This window comes from Phreatobacter sp. (assembly GCF_052440005.1).
Lineage (GTDB): Bacteria > Pseudomonadota > Alphaproteobacteria > Rhizobiales > Phreatobacteraceae > Phreatobacter.
In genome coordinates this window covers 81,777-106,971 of record NZ_JBQVQL010000002.1, presented here as the reverse complement: position 1 = coordinate 106,971, position 25,195 = coordinate 81,777, and the positions used below count along the sequence as shown (strand labels likewise).

Below are 25,195 nucleotides of genomic sequence, written 5' to 3'. Positions count from 1 at the left end.
ATGAGCCCCGACGAGAAGCTCGCCCAGCTGGGCCTGACGCTGCCTCCGACGCCGACTCCGGCCGGCAATTACGTGCCGTTCAAGCGCGACGGCAACATCGCCTATCTCGCGGGCCAGGGGCCGCGGAAGGCCGACGGCTCGCTGCATACGGGCAAGGTCGGCGCCGACGTGACCGTTGAGACGGCCTATGAGCACGCCAAGCTCGTCGGCCTGCAGATCCTCGCCTCCGCCAAGGCGGCGGCCGGCGGCGACCTCTCCAGGGTCGAGTTCCTGAAAGTACTCGGCATGGTCAACGGCACGCCGGATTTCGGCGACCACCCCCGCGTCATCAACGGCTTCTCCGACCTGATGGTGGCGGTGCTCGGCGATCGCGGCCGCCACGCCCGCTCGGCGGTGGGCATGGGCTCGCTGCCCATGGGGATTACCGTGGAGATCGAGGCGGTGATCCGGATTCACGACTGAGGGGGGTGGAGACATCTCCCCGAACTGCCCGCAACGGCGGCGCAGGCGGCGAGCAGTGCCACACCCTTACCCTCCCTCTGCAAGGAGAGGGAGACCATGATGTCCCGTCTGCCTAGCGTCGATTGCCCAGGCCCAGCCGTCGAAAACCTGGCGCGACGCCATAGTACCCCTCCCCTTGCCAGAGGGGAGGGCAAGGGTGGGCCGATTTCATTGCCGAAGCCAGAGGCGTCGAAGCGCGCCCTCTCCGCGTCATGGCCGGGTCAAGCCCGGGCATGACGAAGAGGCAGAGCCCTTCGACCTACTCCACCACGACCGCCGTCGCCTCGATCTCGATCTTCGCCGCTTTTTCCACCAGCCTAACCACCTGCACCACGGCCATGGCCGGGTAGTGCTGGCCGAAGACGTCGCGATAGGCGCGGCCGAGGCCGCGGAGGTTCGCCTGGTATTCCTCAACGTCGGTCACGTACCAGGTGAGGCGGACGACGTGGTGCGGCTCTGCCCCGCCCTCGGCGAGGATCGCCCGGATGTTCTCGAAGCACTGGCGCGCCTGGTCGACGAACTCCGCCGGGAACACGCCCGCGACGTCCCAGCCGACGACCCCGCCGGTGACGACGAGCCGGCCCCTGGCGCTCATGCCGTTGGCATAGCCGCGCGGCACCGGCCAGCCCTGGGGGTTGAGGGTGACGGGCCGCCCGTCCTCCTCGGGCAGGCTCAGCGGCATGACGGGCTTGGCGGTCTGGCTCATGATCTCTCTCCGGCGCGCTTCATTCGGCGGCCTTGGTGGTCTCGGTGGCGGGTCCGGCGCCGGCCTCGCGGGCGGCGCGCTCGCGCAGGGCGAAGCGCTGCAGCTTGCCGGTCTCCGTGCGCGGCAGTTGCGGCACGAAGGCGATGTCGCGGGGATATTTGTAGGGCGCGATCTCGTCCTTCACGAAGGCCTGAAGCTCTACGACGAGAGCCGGCGTCACCGTCACGTCCGGCTTCGGCACGACATAGGCCTTGACGATCATGCCGCGCTCGGGATCGGGCTGCCCCACGACACCGGCCTCGGCGACGGCGGGATGGGCGAGGAGCGCGGCCTCCACCTCCGGGCCGGCGATGTTGTAGCCGGCGGAGACGATCATGTCGTCGTTGCGCGCCTGGTACCAGAAATAGCCGTCGGCATCGCAGACATAGGTGTCGCCGGTGACGTTCCAGCCGCCGACCACGTATTTGCGCTGGCGTTCGTCCGCGAGGTAGCGGCAGCCGGTGGGGCCGCGCACGGCGAGGCGGCCGGGCGTGCCGGGGGGCAGGTCCTCGCCGTCGGCGCCGATGACCTTGGCTTCATAGCCCGGCACCGGCTTGCCGGTGGCGCCGGGGCGGATCGCCTCCTCGGGGGCCGAGATGAAGATGTGCAGCATCTCCGTGGCGCCGATGCCGTCCATCAGCTTCAGGCCGGTGGCGGCCTCCCAGGCGTCGAAGGTCGCCTTGGGCAGGGCCTCACCAGCCGAGACGCATTTCCTGAGGGAGCGCCAGTCGTGGTCGCCGAGAAGCGGAATCATCGCGCGGTAGGCGGTGGGCGCGGTGAAGCAGATGGTCGGCCTGTAGGCGGCGATGGCCGGCAGCAGGTCGCCGGGCGAGGCCTTCTCCACCAGCACGGTGGAGGCGCCGACGCGGAAGGGGAAGAGCACCAGGCCACCGAGGCCGAAGGTGAAGGCGAGCGGCGGCGAGCCGATGAAGCGGTCGTCGGGCCCCGGCCTCAGCACGTTGCGGGAATAGGCATCGCAGATGGCGAGGAGGTCGCGGTGGAAATGCATGGTGCATTTCGGCTCGCCGGTCGTCCCCGAAGTGAAGCCGAAGAGGCAGACGTCGTCCCGCGCCGTGTCGACGGGGGCGAAGTCCGACGACGCGTCCGTGGCGAGCGCCTTGAGCTCCGGGAAGGTCACCACCCGCCTGAGGAAGCGCGATGAGGTGGCGGTCTTGGTCAGTTCGTCGGTCAGCCGGTCGTCGCAGAGGGCGAGCGCGATCTCCGCCCTGTCGACGATCTGGCCGAGCTCCTTGGCGCGCAAGAGCGGCATGGTCGCCACCACGATGCCGCCGGCCTTGATGACCGCGAGATAGGCAGCGACCATGGTCGGGTTGTTCGGCGCACGCAGCAGCACGCGGTTGCCGGGAACGAGGCCGAGGGGGCCTGTCAGAACGTTGGCGATGCGGTTGATCTCGGCGGCGAGGTCCGCATAGGTCCAGTGGATGCCGCCGGGCGCGAGGATGGCGGTGCGGCCGCCCCTGCCCTCGGCGACGTGGCGGTCGACGAATTCGGTGACGCAGTTGAGCCGATCCGGATAGACGAGCTCCGGGCGATCGAACAGGAAGGCCGGCTGCAGGTCCGGCGGCGGCAGGCCGCGCGCCGCGAAGGTGTCGACGTGGGCGGACGCCGTTCCCGGCCTGAGCTTCACCACCGATCCCGTCATCGGATGCTCCTATTCGGCTGCCGTCAGACGCACCGCGGCCTCGGCCTCGGCGAGATGGGCCCTGGCGATGACGATCTTCTGGACCTCGGTCGCCCCTTCGTAGATGCGCAGGGCGCGGATCTCCCGGTACAGTTCCTCCACCTTCTCGCCCTTCTTGACGCCGAGGCCGCCGAAGACCTGGATGGCGCGGTCGATGACCTTCTGGGCGTTCTCGGTGGCGACCATCTTGGCGATGGCTGCTTCCTTGGTGATGCGGGGCTTGCCCTGGTCCTTTGCCCAGGCGGCGCGGAAGACGAGGAGCGCCGCGGCCTCGAGCTCGGCGACGCTGTCGGCGAGCGAGGCCTGGGTGAGCTGCAGGTCGGCGAGCGGCGCGCCGAACATGATCCGCGACTTCGCCCGGCGCGTCGCCTCATCGAGGGCGCGATAGCCCATGCCGAGCGCAGCGGCCGCCACCGTCGGGCGGAAGATGTCGAGGTTCGCCATGGCCATGGCGAAGCCGCCGCCGGGCTTGCCGATCAGCGCATCGGCGGGCAGGCGGCAATCCTCGAAAAGCAGGGTGGCGAGCGGATGCGGCGCGATGACGTCGATGCGCTCGGCGATGGAGAGGCCGGGCGCGTCGGCCGGCACGATGAAGGCGGAGATGCCGCGGGCGCCGGGGGCCTCGCCCGTACGGGCGAAAACGACGTAGCGGTCGGCGATGCCGCCGTTGGAGATCCAGGTCTTGACGCCGTCGAGCCGCCAGCCGTCGTCAAGGCGCGTCGCGGTGGTGGACATGGCGGCGACGTCGGAGCCGGCATCGGGCTCCGACAGGGCGAAAGCGGCGATGGCCTTGCCGTCGCGCACTGGCGGACAGCACAGCGCCTTCTGTTCTGGCGTGCCGAAGAGCGAGACCACGCCGGTGCCGAGGCCCTGCATGGCGAAGGCGAAGTCGGCGAGGCCCTCGACATAGGCGAGCGTCGCCCGGGTGATGCAGAGGGTGCGCACGTCGAGCGCAGGTGTGAGGCCGCCCTGGTCGGCGGGCACGCAGGCCTTCAGCCAGCCGGCCTCGCCCATGGCTGCGACGAGGCGGCGGCAGGAGCCGTCCACGTCGTGGTGGTCGACGAGGCCGGGGACGGTGCGCTGCGCCCAGTCGCCGAGGCGCGCGGCGTAGTCGCGGTGGCGGTCCTCGAAGAAGGGCAGCGAGAGAAGGTCAGCGGGGAGCATTTCAATCCCCCTCGAAGACGGGCTTGGTCTTCGCCGCGAAGGCATCGAAGGCGCGGCGGAAGTCCTTGGTGTCCATGCAGATCGCCTGAGCCATGGCCTCGGCCTCGATCGCCTCGTCCACCGACATGGTCCATTCCATGTGCAGCATGCGCTTGGTGATGGAGTTCGCAAAGGTCGGGCCATCGGCGATCTCGCCGGCGAGCGCGGTGGCTTCCGCCAGCACCGCCTCGGGCGCGGCGAGGCGGTTGAAGAAGCCCCAGGCATGGCCCTCCTCACCGCCCATCATGCGGCCGGTATAGAGCAGCTCCGAGGCCCGCCCCTGGCCGATGAGGCGGGGCAGGATGGCGCAGGCGCCCATGTCGCAGCCCGCGAGGCCAACCTTGTTGAAGAGGAAGGCGACCTTGGTCTTCGCCGTGCCGACGCGCAGGTCGGACGCCATGGCGATGATGGCGCCGGCCCCGACGCAGATGCCGTCGATGGCGGAGATGATCGGCTGCGGGCAGGCGCGCATGGCCTTCACCAGTTCGCCGGTCATGCGGGTGAACTGGAGGAGGCCCGGCATGTCGCGGCCGGTGAGCGGCTCGATGATCTCGAAGACGTCGCCGCCGGCGCAGAAATTGCCGCCGGCGCCCGTCACCACCACCGCCTTGATCGAGGTGTCGAAGGCCAGCGCCCGGAAGAGGTCGCCGAGCTCGGCATAGCTCTCGAAGGTGAGCGGGTTCTTCTTCTCGGGGCGGTTCAGCGTGATGGTCGCGACCTTGCCCCTGACCTCCCAGAGGAAATGCGTCGCCTGCCAGTCGGCGAGGGCCTGGCGGTGCGGGATCCGGTGGGCGGGGGCTTGCATGGGCGTGTCCTTCAGATCTCTCCGCCCGCCACCGGCAGGGCGATGCCGGTCACGGCGGCGGCCGCATCCGAAACGAGCCAGAGGACGGCGGCAGCCACCTCTTCCGGCTTGATCAGGCGGCCGATGGGCATGGTCTTGGTGAGGTCGGCGAGCGCCGCCTCGGGGCTGCGGCCCGTCCTGGCGACGATGGTGTCGATCGAGCCGGCGACGAGGTCGGTCTCGGTGAAGCCGGGGCAGACGCAATTGACGGTGACGCCGGAGGTCGCAATCTCCCTGGCAAGCGCCCGCGTCAGGCCGACGACGCCGTGCTTCGCGGCGCAATAGGCGGAGACATAGGGATAGCCGGTAAGGCCGGCGGTGGAGGCGACCGAGACGATGCGGCCCCTGCCCCGCGCCACCATGTCCGGCAGGACGGCGTGGATGCCGTCGAAGACCGCGGTCAGGTTCAGCGCGATCATGCGATCGAACAGCGCGGCGTCCATGCGCCTCAGCGGCGCGGTCTCGGCATGGCCGGCATTGCTGACGAAGATATCGAGATCGCCGGCCTCGCGCAGCGCCGCGAGAAAGGCGGCACGGTCGGTGACGTCACAGGCAATGGCGCGGGTGGCGTGTCCGGCAGCGACAGCCTCGTCGAGGGGAGTGCGACTGCGGCCGAGCACGATGACCTCGGCCCCCTGCTCCGTCAGCGCCGCCGCGATGGCCCGGCCGATGCCGCGTCCACCCCCGGTGACGAGGGCGCGCTTGGCCCTCAGCGGCGTTGGCGCAGAGGAAAGGGCGGCGGGGTCCGTCGGCATCAAGGCCTCCTCCCCTGAATGTTTTAAGCTTCAAATATTTTCGGGCAAGTGGGTTTCTCCGCCTTGCCGGCGATTATTTTAAGCCTAAACTATTTTGCGTGACGGCGCCCGCGGGCGCCGCGACAGGGAGATGGCCATGCGCATCGCGGTGATCGGCGGCGGACCGGGCGGGCTCTATTTCGCCATCCTGATGAAGAAATGGCAGCCGGCGGCCGAGATCACCGTCTTCGAGCGTAACCGCCCGGACGACACGTTCGGCTTCGGCGTCGTCTTCTCCGACGCGACTCTCGACATTTTCGAGCGCTACGACCCGGAGAGCTATCGCGCCATCACCGAGAACTTCGCCTACTGGGACGACATCGAGGTCCGCTTCAAGGACACGGTCCACCGCATCGGCGGCAACGGCTTCTGCGGCTGTTCGCGCCAGACCCTCCTGATCCTCCTGCAGAACCGCGCCCGCCAGCTCGGCGTCGAGATGAAGTTCCAGGCCGAGGTGGAGCCGGACCTGTCAGCCTTTGCCGGCTATGACCTGATCGTCGCCGCCGACGGCATCAATTCGCGCATCCGCGAGGCGAACCGCGATCATTTCCAGCCCGAGGTGGACCTCCGTCCCAACCGCTTCACCTGGCTTGGCTCCACCCGCGAGCTCGACGCCTTCACCTTCTTCTTCCGCGAGACGGACCACGGCATCTTCATCGCCCACACCTACCAGTACGAGCCGGGCCGCTCGACATGGGTGATCGAGACCGACCCCGACACCTTCGCCCGCGCCGGCCTCGACCGCATGGACGAGGAGCAATCCGCCCGCTTCCTCGAGGGCGTCTTCGCCGAGGAGCTCGCCGGCCACCCGCTCATCACCAACCGCTCGCTGTGGCGGCAATTCCCGATGATCCGCTCGAAGCGCTGGGTGAAGGACAATGTGGTCCTCATGGGCGATGCCAAGGGCACGGCGCATTTCTCGATCGGCGCCGGCACCAAGCTCGCCATGGAGGATTCCATCGCGCTGTTCGACGCCTTCCGCGCCAAGGGCACGGTTGCCGAGGCGCTCGCGTCCTACGAGACCGACAGGCGCGAGGAGGTGGAGCGCACCCAGCACGCCGCCGACGTCTCGCTGGTGTGGTTCGAGCATGTCGAGCGCTTCTGGGACATGGACCCGCGTCAGTTCGCCTTCGGCCTGATGACGCGGTCCAAGGCCATCACCTACGAGAACCTCAGGCTGCGCGCGCCGGACTTTGTCGCCGAGACCGACCGGATGTTCGCTGAAGGTGTTCCGGGCGCGGACATCGTGAAGCCCCGTCCGCCGCTGTTCCAGCCGCTGACCCTGCGCGACATGACCGTGGCGAACCGCGCCGTCGTCTCGCCCATGTGCATGTATTCGGCCGTCGAGGGCATGCCGACCGACTGGCACGTCGTGCACTACGGCGCCCGCGCCATCGGCGGCGCCGGCCTCGTCTATACCGAGATGGTCTGTGTCGCGCCCGACGCCCGCATCACGCCGGGATGCGCGGGCCTGTGGTCCGACGCGCAGGAGGCGGCCTGGACGCGCATCGTCGGCTTCGCCCATGCCAATTCCCAGGCGAAGATCTGCCTCCAGCTCGGCCATGCCGGCCGCAAGGGCGCCTCGAAGCTGATGTGGGAGGGCATGGACCGGCCGCTGGCCGAAGGGGCCTGGCCGATCGTCTCCGCCTCCCCCCTGCCCTACTATCCCGACAGCCAGGTGCCGACGGAACTGGATGAGGCCGGCATGGCCCGCATCACAGCCGAGTTCGTCGCGGCGACGGAGCGGGGGTCACGCTGCGGCTTCGACATGCTGGAGCTGCACTGCGCCCACGGCTATCTCCTCGCCTCCTTCCTGTCGCCCCTCACCAACCAGCGCACGGACGCCTATGGCGGCAGCCTCGCAAACCGCCTGCGCTTCCCGCTCCGCGTGTTCGCGGCGATGCGCGCGGCATGGCCGGCGGAGAAGCCGATGTCGGTGCGCATCTCGGCGACCGACTGGGCCGAGGGCGGCATCACGGAGGCGGAGGCCATCGCCATCGCGCGTGCCTTCGCCGAGGCCGGCGTCGACCTCGTCGACGTCTCCACCGGACAGACCACGCCAAAGAGCCGGCCGGTCTATGGCCGCATGTTCCAGACGCCCTATTCCGACGCCATCCGCAACGCGGCCGATGTGAAGACGATGTGCGTCGGCAACATCACCTCCGCCGACCAGATGAACACGATCCTCGCCGCCGGCCGCGCCGATCTCGTGGCGCTGGGACGCCCGCATCTCGCGGACCCCTCCTTCATGCTGAAGGCGGCTGCCTGGTACGGCGTCGACATCCACCAGCCGCCGCAATACCTGCCGGGCAAGGACCAGGCGCTGCGCAACGCGGTGAAGGACCGGTCGGATTTCGAGGCGCTGAAGGTCGCGGCCAAGCCCAAGCGGCACGCCCGCGGGAGCTTCGCGCCGAAGGCCGCGGCGGAGTAGGCTCAGCCGAGATCGGCGAGGCCCCGCCTACCGCCCCGCCGCCGACAGGCCCCCGTCCACCGCGATCTCCGCCGCCGTCACGTAGCGCGCCTCGTCGGAGACGAGGAACAACACGGCCTGCGCCACGTCCCAGGCGTCGCCCATCTTGCCCGTCGGCACCTGGGCGTTGCGGGAGGCGATGAGGGCCGCAGCGTCGCCGCCGGCGACCTGCTTCGCCAGCCGCGTCTCGACAAGCGGCGTGTGCATCAGGCCGGGGATGACCGTGTTGCAGCGGATCGCCTTCTTCGCATAGGTCACGGCGATGGAGCGCGAGAAGCCGAGGATGCCGAGCTTGGTCGTCGTATAGGCAACATGGGGTCGGTCGGGCAGGATGCGCACGCCGGCGATCGACGACAGGTTGACGATGGCGCCGCCGCCCTGTCGTTCCATGACCGGGATGACGTGCTTGCAGCAGAGGAAGGCGGTCTTGAGATTGAGGTCGAGCTGGGCGTCCCAGACCTCCTCGCTCATCGAGACCGGATCGCCCGGCGCCGATCCCCCGACATTGTTGATCAGGATGTCGATGCGGCCGAAGCGGGCGAGGCAGTCGGCCACCGCCGCCTCGACCTCCGCCGCCTTCGTCATGTCGACGGCCGCCGCATGGGCGGTGCCGCCCTCGGCCGCGATCAGCCGCTGCGTCTCTTCGGCTGCGGCGAGGGTGATGTCGGTGCCGTAGACCGTCGCGCCCTGGCGGGCGAGCAGGACGGCCGTCGCCTTGCCGTTGCCCCAGCCCTCCCCCACCGAGCCCGCGCCGGAGATGAAGGCCACCTTGCCGGTGAGATCATGCATGGGGAGGGCTCCGGTTGGCGTGTCAGACGAGGACGGCGTGGGACTTCATGCCGATGGTGCCGAAAACCCGACGGTATCGCTCGATCTCGTCCTTGGGGCCGGTCGCCTTCAGGGGATTGTCGGAGAGCTTCACGGCGGGGCGGCCATTGGCCTCGATCACCTTGCAGACGACGGAGATCGGCGCGAGCGCGTCGGGGTCGCCGTTCGGCACGCAGCCCTTGAAGTCGTTGGTGAGATTGGTGCCCCAGCCGTAGCCGATGCGCACCTTGCCGGTGAAGCGGCGGGCCGTCTCCTCGATGGAATCGATGTCCATGCCGTCGGAAAGGATGACCAGCTTCTTGGCAGGGTCCCGGCCCTTGGCGCGCCACCAGGCGATGAGTTCCTCGGTGCCCTCGGTCGGATCCTTGGAATCGGGACGGGCGCCGGTCCAGTCGGCCACCCAGTCCGGCGCGTGGGCGAGGAAATGCGCCGTGCCGAAGCAGTCGGGCAGGATGATGCGCATGTTCTGGTCGTAGATGCGCGCCCAGTCCTCCAGCACCCGGTAGGGCGCCTTCAGCAGTTCCTCGTCGGTCCGCGCCAGGGCGCCGTAGACCATGGGCAGCTCGTGGGCGTTGGTGCCGATGGCCTCGAGGCCGAGGTCCATGGCGAGCTTCATGTTGGAGGTGCCGGTGAAGACGTCGGGGCCGAGGGCGTCGGCCATGGCCTCCATCATCCACTGTTGCCAGAGATAGCCGTGGCGGCGGCGGGTGCCGAAATCGGAGATCTTCAGCGTTCCGACCTCGTCGCGAAGGCGGCGCAGGCGCTTGATCTTCTCCCAGGCCTTGGCCTTGGCGTTGGCGTAGAGGATGTCGAGCTCGAGCTTGGACAGCGAGCGCATGGTGGCGCGGGCGCGCAGCTCGTTGATGATGGCGAGGGCCTGCACCTCCCACATGGTCGTCTCCGCCCACTTGCCGGCGAAGGTCAGCTCATACTGCCCGTCGCGCTTCTCGAGCTGGTACTCGGGCAGGCGGAAGTCCTTGAGGAAGGCGAGGTAATCGGGGCCGAAGATGCGCTCGCGGCCGTAGAAGGTGTTGCCGGCGAGCCAGATCAGCTCCTTCGGCTTGAAGCGGAGATCACGGGCGTGGTCGAGCTGCTCGCGCAGCTCGCGCTCGTCGATCACCTCGGCTAGGCGAATGGTGCGGGTGCGGTTGGTGAGCGCGAAAGTCGCCGTCACGTCCGGGTGGAAACGCCGGATGAGCTGCTGCATCGAGAACTTGTAATAGTCCGAATCCAGCAGCGACCGGATGATCGGGTCCAGTTTCCACGTGTGATTGTAGACCCGGGTGGCGATATCGACCATGGACGGCCCGCTCGTGGCGCTTCAGGGCTGCGGACCTTAGGAGCCCGGGCAGCCCTTGGAAAGTCGCCCGTCCGGCAGCGGCGTGCAAGGCTGCCGCGCGGTACGGGGCTGCGCCGGCTTGTCCTGGCTCGGCTTCCCTCTTGCCCCCCACCCCTGACCCCTCCCCGCCGCAAGCGGGGGGAGGGGACGCGCCCAACCTTGACCATTGATGCAGCGGATCGCGAGGAGACGTCCAGCTATTCCCCTCCCCCCGCTTGCGGCGGGAGGGGTCAGGGGTGGGGGGCTCTATGATCTGCGCCAAGTGAGCGCTCAGGCCAGCACCGCGTCCCGGTTGAGGCCGAACTCGCGCCCCGGGATCGAGGCGAGGAGGGACTGCGTGTAGGCATGCTGCGGGTTGCCGAAGACCTCGCCGATGGGGCCTGCCTCCACCACCTCGCCGCTCTTCATCACCGCCACGAGGTCGCAGACCTGGGCAGCGACGCGCAGGTCGTGGGTGATGAAGACAATGGAGAGGCCGAGCCGCTCGCGCAGGTCGGCAAGGAGGCGCAGCACCTGAGCCTGCACCGAAACGTCGAGGGCGGAGACCGCCTCGTCGGCAACCAGCACCTCGGGCTCCAGCGCGAGGGCGCGGGCAAGGCCGATGCGCTGGCGCTGTCCGCCGGAGAATTCGTGCGGATAGCGGTCTGTGGCGGCCGGGTCGAGCCCGACGAGGCCGAAGAGCTCCTTGGCCTTGGCCAGCGCCTGAGCGCGGTCCATGCCGTGGACGATGGGGCCCTGTGCCACGAGTTCGCCGGCCTTGCGGCGCGGATTGAGCGAGCCGAAGGGGTCCTGGAACACCATCTGGATGTGGCGCGTCTCCTGGCGCATCTCCTCGCGCCCGAGCTTGGCGAGGTCGCGGCCGTTCAGCACCAGCGAGCCGGTGTCGGGATCGATGAGGCGGATGATGCAGCGGGCGAGCGTCGATTTGCCGGACCCCGATTCACCCACGATGCCGAGCGTGCCGCCCCTTGGCAGGACCAGCGAGACGTCCTTCACCGCATGGGTGACGCGCACGCCGCGACCGAGGAAACCGCCGGTGCGGAAGGTCTTGGAGACGTGGGAAATGGTCAGGATCGGCTCGTCGGAGATCGGCCGCGGCGGCGGCGCCTTCAAAGGCGGTACGGCGGCGATGAGCTGCTTCGTATAGGCGTGCTGCGGACGGTTCAGCACCTCCGCCGCCGGTCCCTGCTCGACCACCAGGCCGTATTGCATCACGGCGACGCGGTCGGCGATCTCGGCGACGACGCCGAAATCGTGGGTGATGAACAGCACGGCCGTGCCCTTGCGCTTCTGCAGGTCCTTGATGAGGCTCAGGATCTGCGCCTGCGTCGTGACGTCGAGGGCGGTGGTCGGCTCGTCGGCGATGAGCACCTTGGGGTCGAGGGCGAGCGCCATGGCGATCATGGCGCGCTGGCGCTGGCCGCCGGAGAGCTCGTGCGGATAGGCCCTCGCCGCGAGCTTCGCATCGGGGATGCGCACCTCGGCGAGGAGGTCGAGAACCTTCGCCGCGATCTCCTGCTTCGACAGGCCGGTATGGATGTCGAACATCTCGCCGATCTGGTCGCCGATGGTGCGCAGCGGATTGAGCGCAGTCATCGGCTCCTGGAAGATCATGGCGATGCCGGAGCCGCGCACGGCGCGCATGTCGGCGTCCGACAGCTGCGTCAGGTCCTGGCCGCCGAACAGCACCTTGCCGCCATCGATGGTCACGCCGCCCGGCAGGAGGCGCATGATGGCGTTGGCCGTCATGGACTTGCCCGAGCCGCTCTCGCCGACGACGCAGAGGATCTCGTTGGCGGCAATGGCGAGCGAGACGTCCTTCATGGCGTGCGGACGGTCGGCGCCGGCGGGCAGGCGGACGCTCAGGGCCTCGAGGGTGAGGACGGGGGCCATGGTCACCGTCCCTTCAGGCGCGGGTTGAGGGCGTCATTCAGCCCCTGGCCCACCAGCGAGACGGCGAGCACGGTGACGAGGATGGCGATGCCGGGGATGGCCGAGACGTACCACTGGACGCGCAGCACGTCGCGGCCGAGGCCGATGAGGTTGCCCCAGGAGGCGACGTTCGGGTCGGAGAGGCGGAGGAAGGCGAGCGCGCTCTCCAAGAGGATGGAGACCGCCATGACGACGCTGGCATAGACGATCACCGGCGGCAGCGCGTTGGGCAGGATCTCGCCGAAGATGAGCTTGAGGTCCTTCAGGCCCAGCGTCCGCCCGGCCTGGACGAACTCGCGGTTGCGCAGCGACAGGAACTCGGCGCGGGTGAGCCGCGCGGGCGCCGGCCAGGAGACGATGCCGACGGCGACGATCACCGTGGTGATGGTGGAGCCGAAGACGGCGATGAGCACCAGCAGCAGAAGGAAGTTCGGCAGGGTCTGGAACGCCTCGGTGACGCGCATCAGCACATTGTCGACCCAGCCCCCGTAATAGCCGGAGACCGCCCCGATGACGATGCCGATGACCACGGCGATGACGGTAGCGACGCCGCCGATCAGCAGCGAGATGCGGGCGCCGTAGAAGATCTGGGCGGCGATGTCGCGCCCCGAATTGTCGGTGCCGAGGGGAAAGCGCGGGTTGGTGAAGGGCCAGACCAGCGGCCGGCCGGCGAGCGCCAGGGGATCGCGCGGGAAGAGCCAGCCGGCGCTGACCGCCATGGCGATGACCACCAGCAGCAGGACGAGGCCGATGACGGCGGGCGGAGAGCGGAAATAGGCGCGGACGATCTCCACGGATCAGGCTCCCGTGGTGATGCGCGGGTCGAGGCGCGCATAGACGAGGTCGACGATGAAGTTCACGGTGATGACCAGCAGCGCCGAGACGAAGATGATGCCGAGAAGCGTGTTGAGGTCGCGCTGGACGACGCTCTCATAGGCGAGGCGTCCGAGGCCCGGCAGCGAGAAGACGCTCTCCACCACCACCGAGCCGCCGAGCATGGTGCCGGCCTGCAGGCCGATCAGCGTCACCATGGGGAGGAGCGCGTTGCGCAGCACGTGGCGGGTGATGATGCGCGTCTCGTCGAGCCCCTTGGAACGGGCGGTGCGCACGAAGTCGAGGTTGAGCACCTCCAGCATGGAGGCGCGCATGATGCGCAGGTAGATGGCGAGGAAGATCAGCCCGAGCGTCAGCGTCGGCAGGACGAGGTGGCGGGCCGTGTCGAGCACCGCCCAGATGCCGGTGGCGGTTGAGGTGATGTCGGAGAGGCCGCCGGCCGGCAGCCACTGCAGATAGATGGAGAAGACGACGATCGCCATCAGCCCGAACCAGAAGGAGGGCGTGGCGTAGAAGATCAGGCCGACCGTGGAGATCAGCGTATCGGGCCATTTGTTGACGCCGCGGGCGGCGACGACGCCGAGGATCAGGCCGAAGAAGAAGGCGAAGGAGAGCGAGGCGGTCATCAGGAGGATGGTCGCCGGCAGGCGCTCGGCGATGACGGTCGCCACCGGCTTGCCGTAGATGGCGGAGAAGCCGAGATCGAAGCGCACGAGGCGCCACAGGTAGCTGCCGAGCTGGGCGGAGACGGAGAGGTCCAGCCCGTAGAATCGGCGCAGGTCTTCCGCCGTCTTGGCGTCGCCGCCACCCATCTGCGCCATCATGGCGTCGACCGTGTCGCCGGGCGCGAACTGCAGCAGCAGGAACACGCCGATCAGGATCAGGAACAGGGTCGGGATCGAGGCGGCGAGACGCCGCCCCGCAAGGCTCAGGACACGCATGGGATCAGGCCATTCGAAGCATCGGCGGACAATGGAAAGGACCAGGGGGAGCGGCTCCGCACGTCATCCCCGGCCGAGCGAAGCGAGGGGAAGGGGATCGAGGGGTTGCCGTGGCGCAACCCCTCCGTATCGGCCCCTACTCTCCTGGACCCCCTTCCCTCGCCTTTCAGGCTCGCCGGGGGTGACGTCCATTCCACATTCATCTCCGCTGCCGGCCGCGTGCCGTCACTCCGCCAACCAAAGATCGTGCCAGGACGAGGACCCCCAGCGCGGCGTGTTGGAGTGGTTACGCGCCTTCGCGGTGATGGTGGTGACGAAGATCTGCTCGATCGGCATCCACAGCGGCAGGGCGGCATTGGCCTTGGTGACGAAGTCGGCGTAGAGCGCCTTGCGCTTGACCGGATCGACCTCGGTGGCGGCGTCGTCGATGACCTTGTCGATGACGTCGTCCTTCCAGCCCCACTGGTTGGTCCAGGGCGCACCGGCCGGCTGGCCGGAGCGATACCAGACCGTCGTCGAGACGGCGGGATCGTTGCGGTACTGGTGCCAGCCGGAGGCGAGGTCGAAGGCATGGTCGGCATAGACGGACTTGAGGAAGCCGCCGCCGTCGTTGCGCACCACCTCGACGCGGATGCCGACCTCGCCGAGGGACTGCTGGATGAAGGTCGCCCAGAGCGAGATGTCCTCGCCCCACGGGGCGGGAAGCAGGCGCAGCGTCAGGCGCGTGCCGCCGGCGCCGGGCCTCAGGCCCGCCTCGTCGAGCAGCTTGATCGCCTTGGCCTTGTCGTAGGGGTACTGGGGCGTGTTGGCGCCCGGATAGAAATCGGTCGAGACCGAGGGGATCGGGCCGGTGCCAAGCTTGGCGAAGTCGCCGAGGAAGTTCTCGATGAAGAAGGGCACGTTGATGGCGTGGGCGATGGCCTGGCGGACCCGGATGTCCGCCAGCTCCTTGCGCCGGAAGTTGAATTCCAGCGTGTTGGTGCGGGCATTGCCCTCGTTGCCCTTGGTCGAGACGATGAAGCGCGGATCCTTGCCGAGGCGGGCCATGTCCGAGATCGTCAGGCCGGAGAAGGGCGAGTAGTGCAGCTGTCCCGCCTCCATCTGGGCGGCGGCGGCGGCGCGATCGGTGATGACGCGCCAGATGATGCGGTCGAGGTTCGCCGGGCCCTTCCAGTAGCCGTCATGGCGCTCGGCGATCACGTGCTGGCCGCGCTCGTAGGACACGAACTTGAACGGGCCGGTACCGATCGGGGCGAGGTTCACCGGGTTCTGGCGGATGTCGCCCTTCCCCTCGAAGAGATGGCGGGGCGAGATGTAGCCGAGGTCGGGCAGCGCACGCAGCAGCAGGTTCAGCGGCATGGGCCGCTCGTAGCGGAAGATCGCCGTGTGCGGGTCCGGCGTGTCGACGGCGGTGAGGAAGAGCTGCAGCGTCGAGCCGTAGTTGAGGATCTTCTTCCACATCTCCATGGCAGTGAACTGGACGTCCGCCGAGGTGAAGGGCTTGCCGTCGTGCCAGGTCACGCCCTGGCGCAGCTTGAAGGTGATCGTCTTGCCGTCGGGCGTGGACTCCCAGCTGGTCGCCAGCACACCGACCGGATTGCCGGCGGCATCGAGGTCGACCAGCGGCTCCATGATCTTGCCGGAGATGATGTAGACGCCCGTCGAGGCCTGCAGGCTGGGATTCAGCTGGCGCTGCTCGGCGCCGTAATGGACGACGAAGACGCCGCCCTTTCGGGGGGTCTGCTGGGCGAAGGCGCGGAAGGGATCGGCGACGCTGGCGGCGATCGCCGCCGAGGTCATCAGGGCTGCGCGACGGGTGAAGTTCATGGAGCTCTCCTAACGGCAGGCAAGACGTATTTGACGATGGGCGACTGCGGAATGGCCGTCAATCGCGGATCTGCTCAGAACCGCCTCGTGCCTCTCAATGGGGCACGAAGCTGACAATGACGCCATTGACGCGGTGGGCCGGCACGCTGACCGTCTCCTCGCCATGGGCGATGCCGCCGGAGGCCGCCTTCGCCTTGGCGAGGTCGTCGGTGGCGATGACGAGGGCGGCCGCGCCCTCGGAGGCTGCTCCCTCGCGCACCTCGGCGGGATAGAGCCCCGCGAAGGTCTTCGCGTCGTAGAAGCGGAATTCGGCGCGCTTGCCGCCGGAGGGCACGTGCCAGCCGTCGGGCGTCTGGGACGCCGGCTCGTCGATCAGCCCCGCCATCTTCTCGGCGGCGGCCTTCGGGTCGGCGGTGAGGATCTCGATGCGGGCGATGCGCTTGGCGCCGTTGGCGTGGGTCATGATCTCGGGGATCCAGACCGTCTCGCGGGTCAGGTGCTGGCAGGCGAAGATGCGCATGCCGCCGGGATTCTGGTCGAGCGGCCAGCGGAAGACGTTGAACTTGGCTTCGCCGGTGCCGCCGCCCGGCAGGTCGACCGGACGACCGAAATGGACCGGACCGAGCGGCTCGAGGCCGCGGGCCTTCAGCTCCGCAGCGCCCGCAGCGGCGTCATCGGTGGTGAAGGCGGTGCGCTCGATGCCCTCGCGCTTCGCCAGGAAATCGCGGGTCGGCTTGTTCTGGTCGGTCTCGGTGAGGACGCCGAGCAGCTCGAGGTAGTCGTCGGCGAACATGGTGGTGTAATTGCCGGTGCCGAGGTGCGGCGAATGGGTGCCGCGGGGGGACATGGTGAAGCCAATCCCTTCCCAGGCCTTCGCGGCCGCGTCGAGGTCGCGAACCGTGACCACGACATGGTCGGCGCCGAGAATGTGCTTGAGCGGCATGACAGCAGCCCTCCCTGATGATTGCGTGCGCACTTCAACCCAACGGGCCGGCTGAGGCAACGCGCCGAGGGTGGCAGATTTGCGGGGCTATGCTGCCCTGCACACATAGCTTCCGTAGCACAAAATTCCACTGCGAGGCAATTATTTATGCTTTGACAGTATGATTTTTCTGCCTAATGAGCCATCTGCAGTTTTATTTTACTCATCTCGCAGAGGTTGCGGGGTAGGATGCGCCGTTTCGCCGCCCGCCCGCGGGGCTCCGGCCGACAGCACTCTTGCCGCTGCCTGCCCAGCCCGCTTTCATGGATCATGCCACATTCCGCGGAGATTGCTTCCATGCCGTCCACATCATCGGCTCCCTGGCCGCCGTCGCTCTGGGCGGCGACCGCCCCTCCCGGTCCGGTCCTCTCACCGCTGACCGGGGCCGAGACGACGGACGTGGTGGTGATCGGCGCCGGATTCACCGGCCTTTCGACCGCCATCCACCTGCGCGAGATGGGCGTCGCCGTCACGGTGGTGGAGGCGGTGGAGCCGGGCTGGGGCGCCTCGGGCCGCAACAACGGCCAGGTCATCCCGACGCTCGCCGGCCACGATCCCTCGGGCATGACGGCCCGCCACGGCGAGGCCGGCGAACGGTTCAACGCGGTGCTGCGCGATGCCGCGCAATATCTCTTCGACACCGTTCGCAAGTACGACATCCCCGCCGAGGCCGAGCAGGCCGGCTGGGTGCAGCCCGTGCATTCGCCCGGCCGCTTCAAGATCGCCGAGAAGCGGGTCAAGGAATGGTCGGCCCTCGGCGCGCCGGTGGAACTGCTCGACCGCGAGGCCATGGCGCGGATGCTCGGCTCGGAAGCCTGGTACGGCGGGTTCTGGAACCCGACAGGCGGGCACATCAACCCGCTGGCGCTGGCCCGCGGCCTCGCCGAGGTGGCCTTGAGGCTCGGCGCCGTGATCCGCTCGCGCTCGCCGGTCCAGTCCTACGAGCGGGTGGGCGACGCCTGGGTGGTGAAGACCGAAAAGGGGTCGGTGACCGCGAAGGCACTGGTGCTCGCCACCAACGCCTATACGGGCGAGTTCAGCGACAGGCTCAATCCCGACATCGCGCGCGAGGTCATCCCGGTCCTCTCCTGGCAGATGGCGACGCGGCCGATCAGCGACAACGTGGCGAAGTCGATCATCCCCGACCGGCAGGCCATGTCGGACACCCATCGCGAGCTCTATTTCTGCCGCTGGGACGCGCGCAACCGTCTCGTCACCGGCGGTGCGGCCATGTTCCCCGGCGCCGGCGGCGACAATCTCAAGCCCTATCTCGCGGAGCGACTGAAGAAGCTCTGGCCGCAGATCGGCGACGTCGAGTTCGACTTCGTCTGGTCCGGCTATGTCGGCATGACGCCCGACAACCTGCTGAAGCCCCAGGTCGCCGGCTTCCCGCGGTTCCACAAGCTCGGCCCCAACGGCTATGCCTGGGCCGGCTGCAACGGCCGCGCCGTGGCGCTCTCCGTGTCGCTCGGCCGGGAGCTGGCGAAGATCACGCAAGGGGTGCCGGAGAGCGAGCTCGGCCTGCCCTTCTCCGAGCCGACGCCGCAGCCGCTGCAGCCGATCCTCCGGCGCATCGCCCCCTTCGCGCTGCCCCTCTACCGGCGGCTCGACGCCCAGGAGGTCTGAGCCATGAGCGAGCCCGTGCCCGGCGAGGTGAAGGTCTTCGGACCGGAAGAGAGCCCGTCCTACTGGCAGCCCGTGCCGGCCAACGGCTTCGTGCGCTGCATCCTCAACCCCAGGACGGTGAGAAGCGAGAACCGCTTCGCCATGGGGACGCAGACGGTGGCGCCAGGCTGCCATATCCGCGAGCACACCCATGACCGCCACGAGGAGGTGATCCACCTCACCGCGGGGCGCGGCTTCGCGCGCATCGACGGCGAGGACATTCCCATGGAGGCGGGCTCCACCGTGTTCATCGGCCGCGACCGCAAGCACGGCTTCGTCAATCCGGGGCCGGAGCCGATGACCTTCGTGTGGTTCCTGATGCCCGGCGGGCTGGAGGATTTCTTCGCCGCCATCGGCCGCGAGCGGGTGCCCGGACAGCCGGCGCCGGAGCCCTTCCCGCGGCCGGCCGACGTCGCCGAGATCGAGAAGCGCACCGTCTTCGGCTGGGCGGATGCCAGCCACAATCCGAAGGGATAGGGCCATGATCGTCGAGGAGCGCGACTACCGCATCAAGGCCGGCCATCTCGCCGAGTTTGTCGGTCTCTACGAGGAGCACGGGCTGCCGATCCAGCAGGAACTGCTCGGCACCTTCCACGGCTACTTCACCTCCGAGACGGCGGAGCTCAACCACGTGGTGGCCTGGTGGTCCTACGAGAGCCTCGACGACCGCCTCGTCCGCCGCGACCGGATGATGGCCGACCCGCGCTGGCAGAACTATCTGGCGCGGGTGAAGGGGCTGGTGGAGGTCCAGCACGTGCGCTTCCTGCGGCCGACGCGGTTCTCGCCGATCCGGTAGGGAGGCAGCCCGGTTCTCGGCCGGGCGGTGCCCTGCATCACGCCAGTGCGTCCTTCGAGGCTCGCCACGCTCACGCTTTGGCTCGCACCTCAGGATGAGGGAGGGAGTGCGCGGCATGACGCGGGCCTTGAAGGGGATCGCAGTGCCCTCTTGGCACCCTGCAGGACGCCACCCTCCTCATCCTGAGGTGCGAGCGCCCGGCGATGCATCAGCATCGACCGAGAGCGAGCCTCGAAGGACGCACTTCGGCGGTGCAATCGGACCGATGCCATCCCCGCACCGCCCTTCCCGCGTCATGCCCGGGCTCGTCCCGGGCATCCACGAATTCTCGGAGGGCGGTGTTCAAGTCGTGGATGCCCGGGACGAGCCCGGGCATGACGGATGGGTTGTTGCAGGAACCCTGCCCGCTACTTGAATCCCACCACCGCGTGCGGCACGTAGGCCGCCTCCAGCGTCGCGATCTCCTCCGCCGTCAGCTTCACCGCGAGCGCCGCCACCGCGTCGTCGAGGTGGCCCATCTTGCTGGCGCCGACGATGGGGGCGGTGATGCCGGGCTTGGCGAGCACCCAGGCGAGCGCCACCTGCGCCCGCGGGATGCCGCGGGCCTTCGCCACCTTCGCCACCGCCTCCACCACCTTGCGGTCGGCATCGGCCGTCGCGGCATAGAGCGTCTTGCCGAAATCGTCGGTCTCGGCGCGGGCGCTGCCCTCCTCCCAGTCGCGGGTGAGGCGGCCGCGGGCGAGCGGGCTCCAGGGGATGACGCCGATGCCCTCCTCGCGGCAGAGCGGCAGCATCTCGCGCTCCTCCTCGCGGTAGAGCAGGTTCACGTAGTTCTGCATCGTCGCGAAACGCGTCCAGCCGTTCGCCTCCGAGGTCTTCAGCATCTTCATGAAGCGCCAGGCGCTCATGGAGGAGGCGCCGATGTAGCGGGCCTTGCCGGCCTTCACGACGTCGTGGAGCGCTTCCAGCGTCTCCTCGATCGGCGTGTCGTAGTCGAAGCGGTGGATCTGGTAAAGGTCGACATAGTCGGTGCCGAGGCGGCGCAGCGAATGGTCGATCTCGGTCATGATCGCCTTGCGCGACAGGCCGGCGCCGTTCGGCCCCGGGCGCATGCGGTTGAAGACCTTGGTGGCGATGACGATGTCGTCGCGCTTGGCCATGTCCTTCAGCGCCTTGCCGACGATCTCCTCGCTGGAGCCGAGGGAATAGATGTTGGCCGTGTCGAAGAAATTGATGCCGAGGTCGAGCGCCTTCTTGATAAAGGGGCGGCTCTCGGTCTCGCCCATGGACCAGGGATGGGCGCCCATGTCGGGCGCGCCATAGGTCATGCAGCCGAGGCAGAGGCGGGAGACGTCGAGGCCGGTGCGGCCGAGCTTCACGGTGTCCATGGGGCTTATCCTCGGGAGGCGGGGTGCAAGCTCTAACCTGTCGCCCGCCCGCAGGAAACGGCGGCGGCGCAGGGGCCTGCCATGCCCTCAGTCATCGCGGTGGCGGGTGCGGATGCGCCGCACGACGAGGGCCATGACGATGACCACGAAGGGCAGGACGGCGGCGGTCGCCACCGACGGATCGAAAGGCAGGATCCCGGCATCCTTGCCGCCCTTGAACAGGTAGCCGAGCAGGCCGAGCACGTAATAGGAGACGGCGGCGATGGAGAGCCCCTCCACCGTCTGCTGCAGGCGCAACTGCAGCCGGCCGCGCTCGGACATGGTCTCCAAGAGCGTCCGGTTCTGCTGTTCGAGGGCGATGTCGACGCGGGTGCGCAGGAGGTTGGCGGCGCGGGTGAGCTTCTGCGACAGCTCGGCCTGACGATCCGAGGCGGTCTGGCAGGTGCGCATGGCGGGTGCGAAGCGGCGATCGAGGAAGGCTGCCCAGGTCGAGTGCCCCTCGACCGGCATCTCGCCGACGACCGCGAGCCGCGAACGCACCAGCGCCTCGTAGGCGCGGGTCGCACCGAAGCGGAAGCTCGACAGGGCCGCCTCCGCCTCCAGCTCGGCGGCCTGGGCCACCAGCGTGTCGAGCAGGGCGGCGTTGCTTTCGAGGCCGGTCGCCGTCTTCATGCGCTGGGCGACGGAGACCAGCTCGCGCTCGATGCGGCCGATGATCGGGCCCATGCGCTGCGCCTCGGGCAGGCCGAGCAGGGCGAAGCAGCGATAGGTCTCGACCTCGAGAAGCCGCTGCACCAGCGCGCCGGCCACGGCGGGGGTGAGCGCGTGGTCGATGACGAGGATGCGCGTGTAGCCGCGGGCGTCCTGGCGAAAGTCGGTGGCGATGGTGGCGGCGCCGTCCACCGCGCGGGAGACGCAGAGCGAGGCGGGGTCGAACAGGGCCTGCCAGTCGGCGGTGAGCGCGCTCTCGCGGACCAGGGCGAGGTCGATCGCGACCAGCAGGGGCCCGGGCGCTGCCACCGCGGCCCCGACGGGGGTCGGCTGCGGCAGCGGCCAGTGGAACGGATCCTCGCCGGGGGCCGGCACGTCCCAGCCATAGGTGGAGAACTCGCTGTGGCGCTCCCAGCGCAGGCGCGCGGTGGGGAAAACGGCGCGGTGGAAATTGGCGCCGTCGTCGGGCCGGGCCGCGCCCGTGACGTTGCACCAGGCGGCGATGGCGGCGCGTTCGGCCGGCGGCGCGAGGTCGGCGGTGGAGAAGGCGTGGAACAGGACGCGTCGCGGCGTCTCCACCAGCTGGAACGGCCGGGCATGCAGTTCGTCGAGGACCTGCCGTCGCAGCGGATGAGGTTCGAGATTCAGGCTCACGACGGACGGGTCCCCGGGGCATGGAGCCGGTATTGGAGCCCCGCCCGGCCGGCTTGGCAAGCGGCGGGGCGGGAGCTGCGTCACTCGATGCCGTAGGCCTTCTTCGCTTCCGCGACCTCCGCCTCGTCCCAGTAGCCGATGAGGATGCCGCCGCGCATCTGCCGCGCCGGGCCGTAGGTTTCAATGGTGGCATCGGGCATGGTGATGCGGTTGTGGTCGGTGAGCGCCCAGGAGAGGAGGTGCTCCTTGAGGCGCTCCCGCTCGGCGGCGAATTCCGGGTCGTCGCCGAGGTCGCGATATTCGTTCGGGTCCGTCGCGAGGTCCCAGAGCATGGGGCGAAAGCCCGGCGCGTGGACATATTTGAAGCGGCCGTCGAAGACCATGAAGAGCCGGCACTCGTCGGGCTTGCGGCCGAGGGTGCGGCGGGAATCCAGCATGGAATAGTCGTATTCGGAGATGGCGACCTGCCGCCAGGCGGGCGGCGTCTCGCCGCGCAGCAAAGGCTTCAGCGATCGGCCCTCCAGGATGTGGCGCGGCACGGTGCCGCCGAAATGCTCGATGAAGGTCGGTGCGAGGTCGATGGCCTCGACCAGCGCGTCGCAGACCGTGCCGCGGGCCGCCGCGGCCTCCGGCGAGGGATCGACGACGATGAGCGGCACCTTCACCGAGACCTCGTGGAAGAGGTCCTTCTCGCCGAGCCAGTGGTCGCCGAGATAGTCGCCGTGGTCGGCGGTGAAGACGATCATCGTCTTGTCGGTCAGGCCCTCGTCATCGAGGAATTTGAACAGCACGCCGAGCTGGTCGTCGATCTGCTTGATGAGGCCCATGTAGGCGGGGATGACGCGGCGGCGAACCTCCTCGCGGGAGAAGTTCCGCGACACCCGCATGTCCATGAAGGCGCCGTAGACCGGATGCGGGTTCTGCCGCTCGAGATCCGAGCGAATGGCCGGCTGGACGTGGTCCTCGGAGAACATGTCGTGATAGGGCGCCGGCGCGATATAGGGCCAGTGCGGCTTGATGTAGGAGAGGTGCAGGCACCACGGGCGCCCCTCGTCCTTCGCCTCGCGGATGAAGTCCATCGCCCGGCGCGTCATATAGGGCGTCTCGGAGTGCTCCTCCGGGACATTGGCTTCCTTGTCGGCATGGGCGAGGAGCCAGCCGTTCTGCTTCTCCCCGTCCGGCGAGAGGCCGGAATTGGCCCGGTCCTCCCAGGGGTTGCGCGCCGGGAAGCCGTGATCCTCCAGATATTTGTCATAGGCCGGCCGCGGCGCGCCGGGGCGCGAGGGATGCAGGCCATCGTCGCGCTCGTAGGGCTCGAAGCCGCATTGCGCCGCCTCCACCCCGATCACCGAACCTTTGGGGATGCCGAGGCGCTCCATGCCCTCATCGTCGGCAGTCATGTGGGTCTTGCCGACGAGGACGTTGCGCACCCCGAGGGCCTTCAGGTGCTGGCCGAGGGTCGGCTCGCCGATGCGCAGCGGGAAGTTGTTCCAGTTGGAGCCGTGGGATCGCATGTAGCGGCCGGTATAGGTGCTCATGCGCGAGGGGCCGCAGACCGGCGACTGCACGTAGGCGCGGGTGAAGCGGACGCCGCGGGCGGCGAGAGCGTCGATGTTCGGGGTCTTCAGGGTCGGATGCCCGTAGCAGCTGAGGTAATCGAACCTGAGCTGGTCGCACATGATGAAGAGGATGTTCTTGTCGGCGTGCGGCATGGGATGGCTCGGATCGGCGTGGGAGCGGAAAGTGCGACGGGATGGCAGTGCAGACAAGGTAGCGGGCGGGGGCATCGCTCCGCGGGTCCATGAACCGCCCCTTCCGTCATGGCGGGGCTTATCCCGGCCATCCACGACTTGAACACCGCACCAGCAAGGAATTCGTGGATGCCCGGGACAAGCCCGGGCATGACGGAGGGGGGTGGTGAACCGGTCAGGCCAGGCGGCGAGCCGACCTGCCCCTTCAGCCCGGCTTGAAACCCGAGGCCTTCACGGCCGGGGTCCAGGCCGCGTTGTCCTCACGCTGGATGCGGCCGAGCTCCTCCGGCGTCGAGCCGGTCGGCACCATGGCGAGGCGAAGCACCTTCTCCTTCACGGCTGCATCGCGCATCGCCGCCATGACGGCGCGGCTGACGCGCCCCACCATCTCGGGCGGCGAGCCGGCGCGGGTGAAGAGCCCGTACCAGGCACCGCCGGTGATGGGGATGCCGGCCTCGGTGAAGGTCGGCACGTCGGGCAGGAAGGGCGAGCGCTCGCGGCCGGAGACGGCGAGAATGCGGATGCGCCCGCCCTTTGCCAGTTCCGTGACGTCCGAGGTGGTGGTGATGACCATCGGCACCTGGCCGCCGACGAGGTCGGTCAGGGCCGGCGCCGAGCCGCGATAGGGCGCGTGCTGCAGCGGGATGCCGATCTTCTCGGCGAGCAGCGCGCCGAAGAAGTGCGGCAGGTTGCCGACGCCGGGCGAGCCATAGGTGCCGCGGCGGGGGTCCTGCTTCAGCCAGGCGACGAGTTCGGCCAGCGTCTTCGCCGGCGTGTCCGGATGGACGGCGAGGGCGAAGTCGAAGGTCGTGACGAGGCTGACCGGGGCCAGGTCCTTGAACGGGTCATAGGGCAGCTGCGGGAAGACGATGGGGTGGATGACCACCGGGGCGATCGGGGTCAGCAGCAGGGTGCGGCCGTCGGGCACGGCGTTGGTGACGGCCTGGGTGCCGATCTGGCCACCGGCGCCGGGGCGCGCCTCGACGATGGCCGTCTCATTCAGGGCGCGGCCGACCTCGTCGGCGACGATACGGGTGAGGGCGTCCCCCGCCCCGCCGGCGGCGAAGGGAAAGATGAAGCGCAGCGGGCCGGACTGGGCCTGCAGCGCGGGGGCCGCGAGGGGTGTCAGCGCCGCCCCCGCGATGAACTGCCTGCGATCCATGATGATCCCTCCCCTTTTTCCGCGTTGCGCCCATCACTGCACGAAGGCCGCACGGTATCAACGGCGCCTCACCGTGTCAATGAAATTTTTCCTATCGTAGGATCACGGTATCAGTGGGCGGCCCGG

At 68.8% G+C, this 25,195-nt stretch carries 21 protein-coding genes; 5 read left to right on the top strand and 16 right to left on the bottom strand.

Going from position 1 to position 25,195, the window contains the following annotated elements:
• Entirely contained in the window at positions 1 to 462 is a 462-nt protein-coding gene (locus tag ACT6XY_RS01210; RefSeq protein WP_444746517.1) for a RidA family protein, read from the top strand.
• Between the two features lie 298 nt (positions 463 to 760).
• On the opposite strand, the gene ACT6XY_RS01205 is transcribed toward ACT6XY_RS01210, so the two are convergent.
• Genes ACT6XY_RS01205 through ACT6XY_RS01185 form a run of 5 tightly spaced genes read right to left on the bottom strand, consistent with a single transcriptional unit; the run spans position 761 to position 5,750 of the window.
• Positions 761 to 1,207, bottom strand: a complete 447-nt coding sequence (locus tag ACT6XY_RS01205) for a RidA family protein (RefSeq protein ID WP_444746516.1) — start codon at positions 1,205 to 1,207, stop codon at positions 761 to 763.
• Positions 1,208 to 1,226: 19 nt separating this feature from the next.
• Positions 1,227 to 2,909 carry an AMP-binding protein gene (locus tag ACT6XY_RS01200; protein ID WP_444746515.1) on the bottom strand — a complete coding sequence of 561 codons (1,683 nt, stop codon included), beginning with the start codon at positions 2,907 to 2,909 and terminating at the stop codon, positions 1,227 to 1,229.
• A gap of 9 nt (positions 2,910 to 2,918) precedes the next feature.
• Positions 2,919 to 4,112, bottom strand: coding sequence for an acyl-CoA dehydrogenase family protein (locus ACT6XY_RS01195; protein ID WP_444746514.1), 1,194 nt, complete (start codon positions 4,110 to 4,112; stop codon positions 2,919 to 2,921).
• Between the two features lies 1 nt (position 4,113).
• The gene (locus tag ACT6XY_RS01190; protein ID WP_444746513.1) at positions 4,114 to 4,956 is read right to left on the bottom strand and encodes an enoyl-CoA hydratase family protein; all 843 of its coding nucleotides are present in this window, start codon (positions 4,954 to 4,956) and stop codon (positions 4,114 to 4,116) included.
• 11 nt (positions 4,957 to 4,967) lie between these two features.
• On the bottom strand, positions 4,968 to 5,750 hold the full coding sequence (locus ACT6XY_RS01185) for an SDR family NAD(P)-dependent oxidoreductase (protein ID WP_444746512.1): 783 nt from the start codon (positions 5,748 to 5,750) through the stop codon (positions 4,968 to 4,970).
• A gap of 136 nt (positions 5,751 to 5,886) precedes the next feature.
• Between ACT6XY_RS01185 and ACT6XY_RS01180 the strand changes: the two genes are divergently transcribed.
• Positions 5,887 to 8,220: a bifunctional salicylyl-CoA 5-hydroxylase/oxidoreductase gene (locus ACT6XY_RS01180; RefSeq protein WP_444746511.1), complete on the top strand. Its 2,334-nt coding sequence runs from the start codon at positions 5,887 to 5,889 to the stop codon at positions 8,218 to 8,220.
• Positions 8,221 to 8,247: 27 nt separating this feature from the next.
• On the opposite strand, the gene ACT6XY_RS01175 is transcribed toward ACT6XY_RS01180, so the two are convergent.
• The 7 genes from ACT6XY_RS01175 to ACT6XY_RS01145 all read right to left on the bottom strand — a co-directional run bounded on the left by ACT6XY_RS01175 (position 8,248) and on the right by ACT6XY_RS01145 (position 16,903).
• Positions 8,248 to 9,048 carry an SDR family NAD(P)-dependent oxidoreductase gene (locus tag ACT6XY_RS01175; RefSeq protein ID WP_444746510.1) on the bottom strand — a complete coding sequence of 267 codons (801 nt, stop codon included), beginning with the start codon at positions 9,046 to 9,048 and terminating at the stop codon, positions 8,248 to 8,250.
• A 22-nt stretch (positions 9,049 to 9,070) separates the two neighbouring features.
• On the bottom strand, positions 9,071 to 10,387 hold the full coding sequence (locus ACT6XY_RS01170) for a nicotinate phosphoribosyltransferase (protein ID WP_444746509.1): 1,317 nt from the start codon (positions 10,385 to 10,387) through the stop codon (positions 9,071 to 9,073).
• Between the two features lie 309 nt (positions 10,388 to 10,696).
• The gene (locus ACT6XY_RS01165; protein WP_444746508.1) at positions 10,697 to 12,319 is read right to left on the bottom strand and encodes an ABC transporter ATP-binding protein; all 1,623 of its coding nucleotides are present in this window, start codon (positions 12,317 to 12,319) and stop codon (positions 10,697 to 10,699) included.
• Between the two features lie 2 nt (positions 12,320 to 12,321).
• On the bottom strand, positions 12,322 to 13,152 hold the full coding sequence (locus tag ACT6XY_RS01160) for an ABC transporter permease (protein WP_444746507.1): 831 nt from the start codon (positions 13,150 to 13,152) through the stop codon (positions 12,322 to 12,324).
• 3 nt (positions 13,153 to 13,155) lie between these two features.
• Positions 13,156 to 14,133 carry an ABC transporter permease gene (locus ACT6XY_RS01155; RefSeq protein ID WP_444746506.1) on the bottom strand — a complete coding sequence of 326 codons (978 nt, stop codon included), beginning with the start codon at positions 14,131 to 14,133 and terminating at the stop codon, positions 13,156 to 13,158.
• A gap of 225 nt (positions 14,134 to 14,358) precedes the next feature.
• Positions 14,359 to 15,960, bottom strand: a complete 1,602-nt coding sequence (locus tag ACT6XY_RS01150) for an ABC transporter substrate-binding protein (RefSeq protein ID WP_444746505.1) — start codon at positions 15,958 to 15,960, stop codon at positions 14,359 to 14,361.
• 94 nt (positions 15,961 to 16,054) lie between these two features.
• Positions 16,055 to 16,903, bottom strand: a complete 849-nt coding sequence (locus ACT6XY_RS01145; RefSeq protein ID WP_444746504.1) for a VOC family protein — start codon at positions 16,901 to 16,903, stop codon at positions 16,055 to 16,057.
• Positions 16,904 to 17,239: 336 nt separating this feature from the next.
• Between ACT6XY_RS01145 and ACT6XY_RS01140 the strand changes: the two genes are divergently transcribed.
• Genes ACT6XY_RS01140 through ACT6XY_RS01130 form a run of 3 tightly spaced genes read left to right on the top strand, consistent with a single transcriptional unit; the run spans position 17,240 to position 19,403 of the window.
• Positions 17,240 to 18,568 carry an NAD(P)/FAD-dependent oxidoreductase gene (locus tag ACT6XY_RS01140; RefSeq protein ID WP_444746503.1) on the top strand — a complete coding sequence of 443 codons (1,329 nt, stop codon included), beginning with the start codon at positions 17,240 to 17,242 and terminating at the stop codon, positions 18,566 to 18,568.
• Positions 18,569 to 18,571: 3 nt separating this feature from the next.
• Positions 18,572 to 19,084, top strand: coding sequence for a cupin domain-containing protein (locus ACT6XY_RS01135; protein ID WP_444746502.1), 513 nt, complete (start codon positions 18,572 to 18,574; stop codon positions 19,082 to 19,084).
• A gap of 4 nt (positions 19,085 to 19,088) precedes the next feature.
• Positions 19,089 to 19,403 carry an NIPSNAP family protein gene (locus ACT6XY_RS01130; RefSeq protein ID WP_444746501.1) on the top strand — a complete coding sequence of 105 codons (315 nt, stop codon included), beginning with the start codon at positions 19,089 to 19,091 and terminating at the stop codon, positions 19,401 to 19,403.
• Positions 19,404 to 19,810: 407 nt separating this feature from the next.
• Here ACT6XY_RS01130 and ACT6XY_RS01125 read toward each other — a convergent pair whose 3' ends face one another.
• The 4 genes from ACT6XY_RS01125 to ACT6XY_RS01110 all read right to left on the bottom strand — a co-directional run bounded on the left by ACT6XY_RS01125 (position 19,811) and on the right by ACT6XY_RS01110 (position 25,069).
• Positions 19,811 to 20,791, bottom strand: a complete 981-nt coding sequence (locus ACT6XY_RS01125; protein ID WP_444746500.1) for an aldo/keto reductase — start codon at positions 20,789 to 20,791, stop codon at positions 19,811 to 19,813.
• An 87-nt stretch (positions 20,792 to 20,878) separates the two neighbouring features.
• Positions 20,879 to 22,156, bottom strand: coding sequence for a DUF3422 family protein (locus ACT6XY_RS01120; RefSeq protein ID WP_444746499.1), 1,278 nt, complete (start codon positions 22,154 to 22,156; stop codon positions 20,879 to 20,881).
• A gap of 80 nt (positions 22,157 to 22,236) precedes the next feature.
• The gene (locus tag ACT6XY_RS01115; protein ID WP_444746498.1) at positions 22,237 to 23,868 is read right to left on the bottom strand and encodes an alkaline phosphatase family protein; all 1,632 of its coding nucleotides are present in this window, start codon (positions 23,866 to 23,868) and stop codon (positions 22,237 to 22,239) included.
• Positions 23,869 to 24,112: 244 nt separating this feature from the next.
• Positions 24,113 to 25,069, bottom strand: a complete 957-nt coding sequence (locus ACT6XY_RS01110; protein ID WP_444746497.1) for a Bug family tripartite tricarboxylate transporter substrate binding protein — start codon at positions 25,067 to 25,069, stop codon at positions 24,113 to 24,115.
• Positions 25,070 to 25,195: the final 126 nt, after the last annotated feature.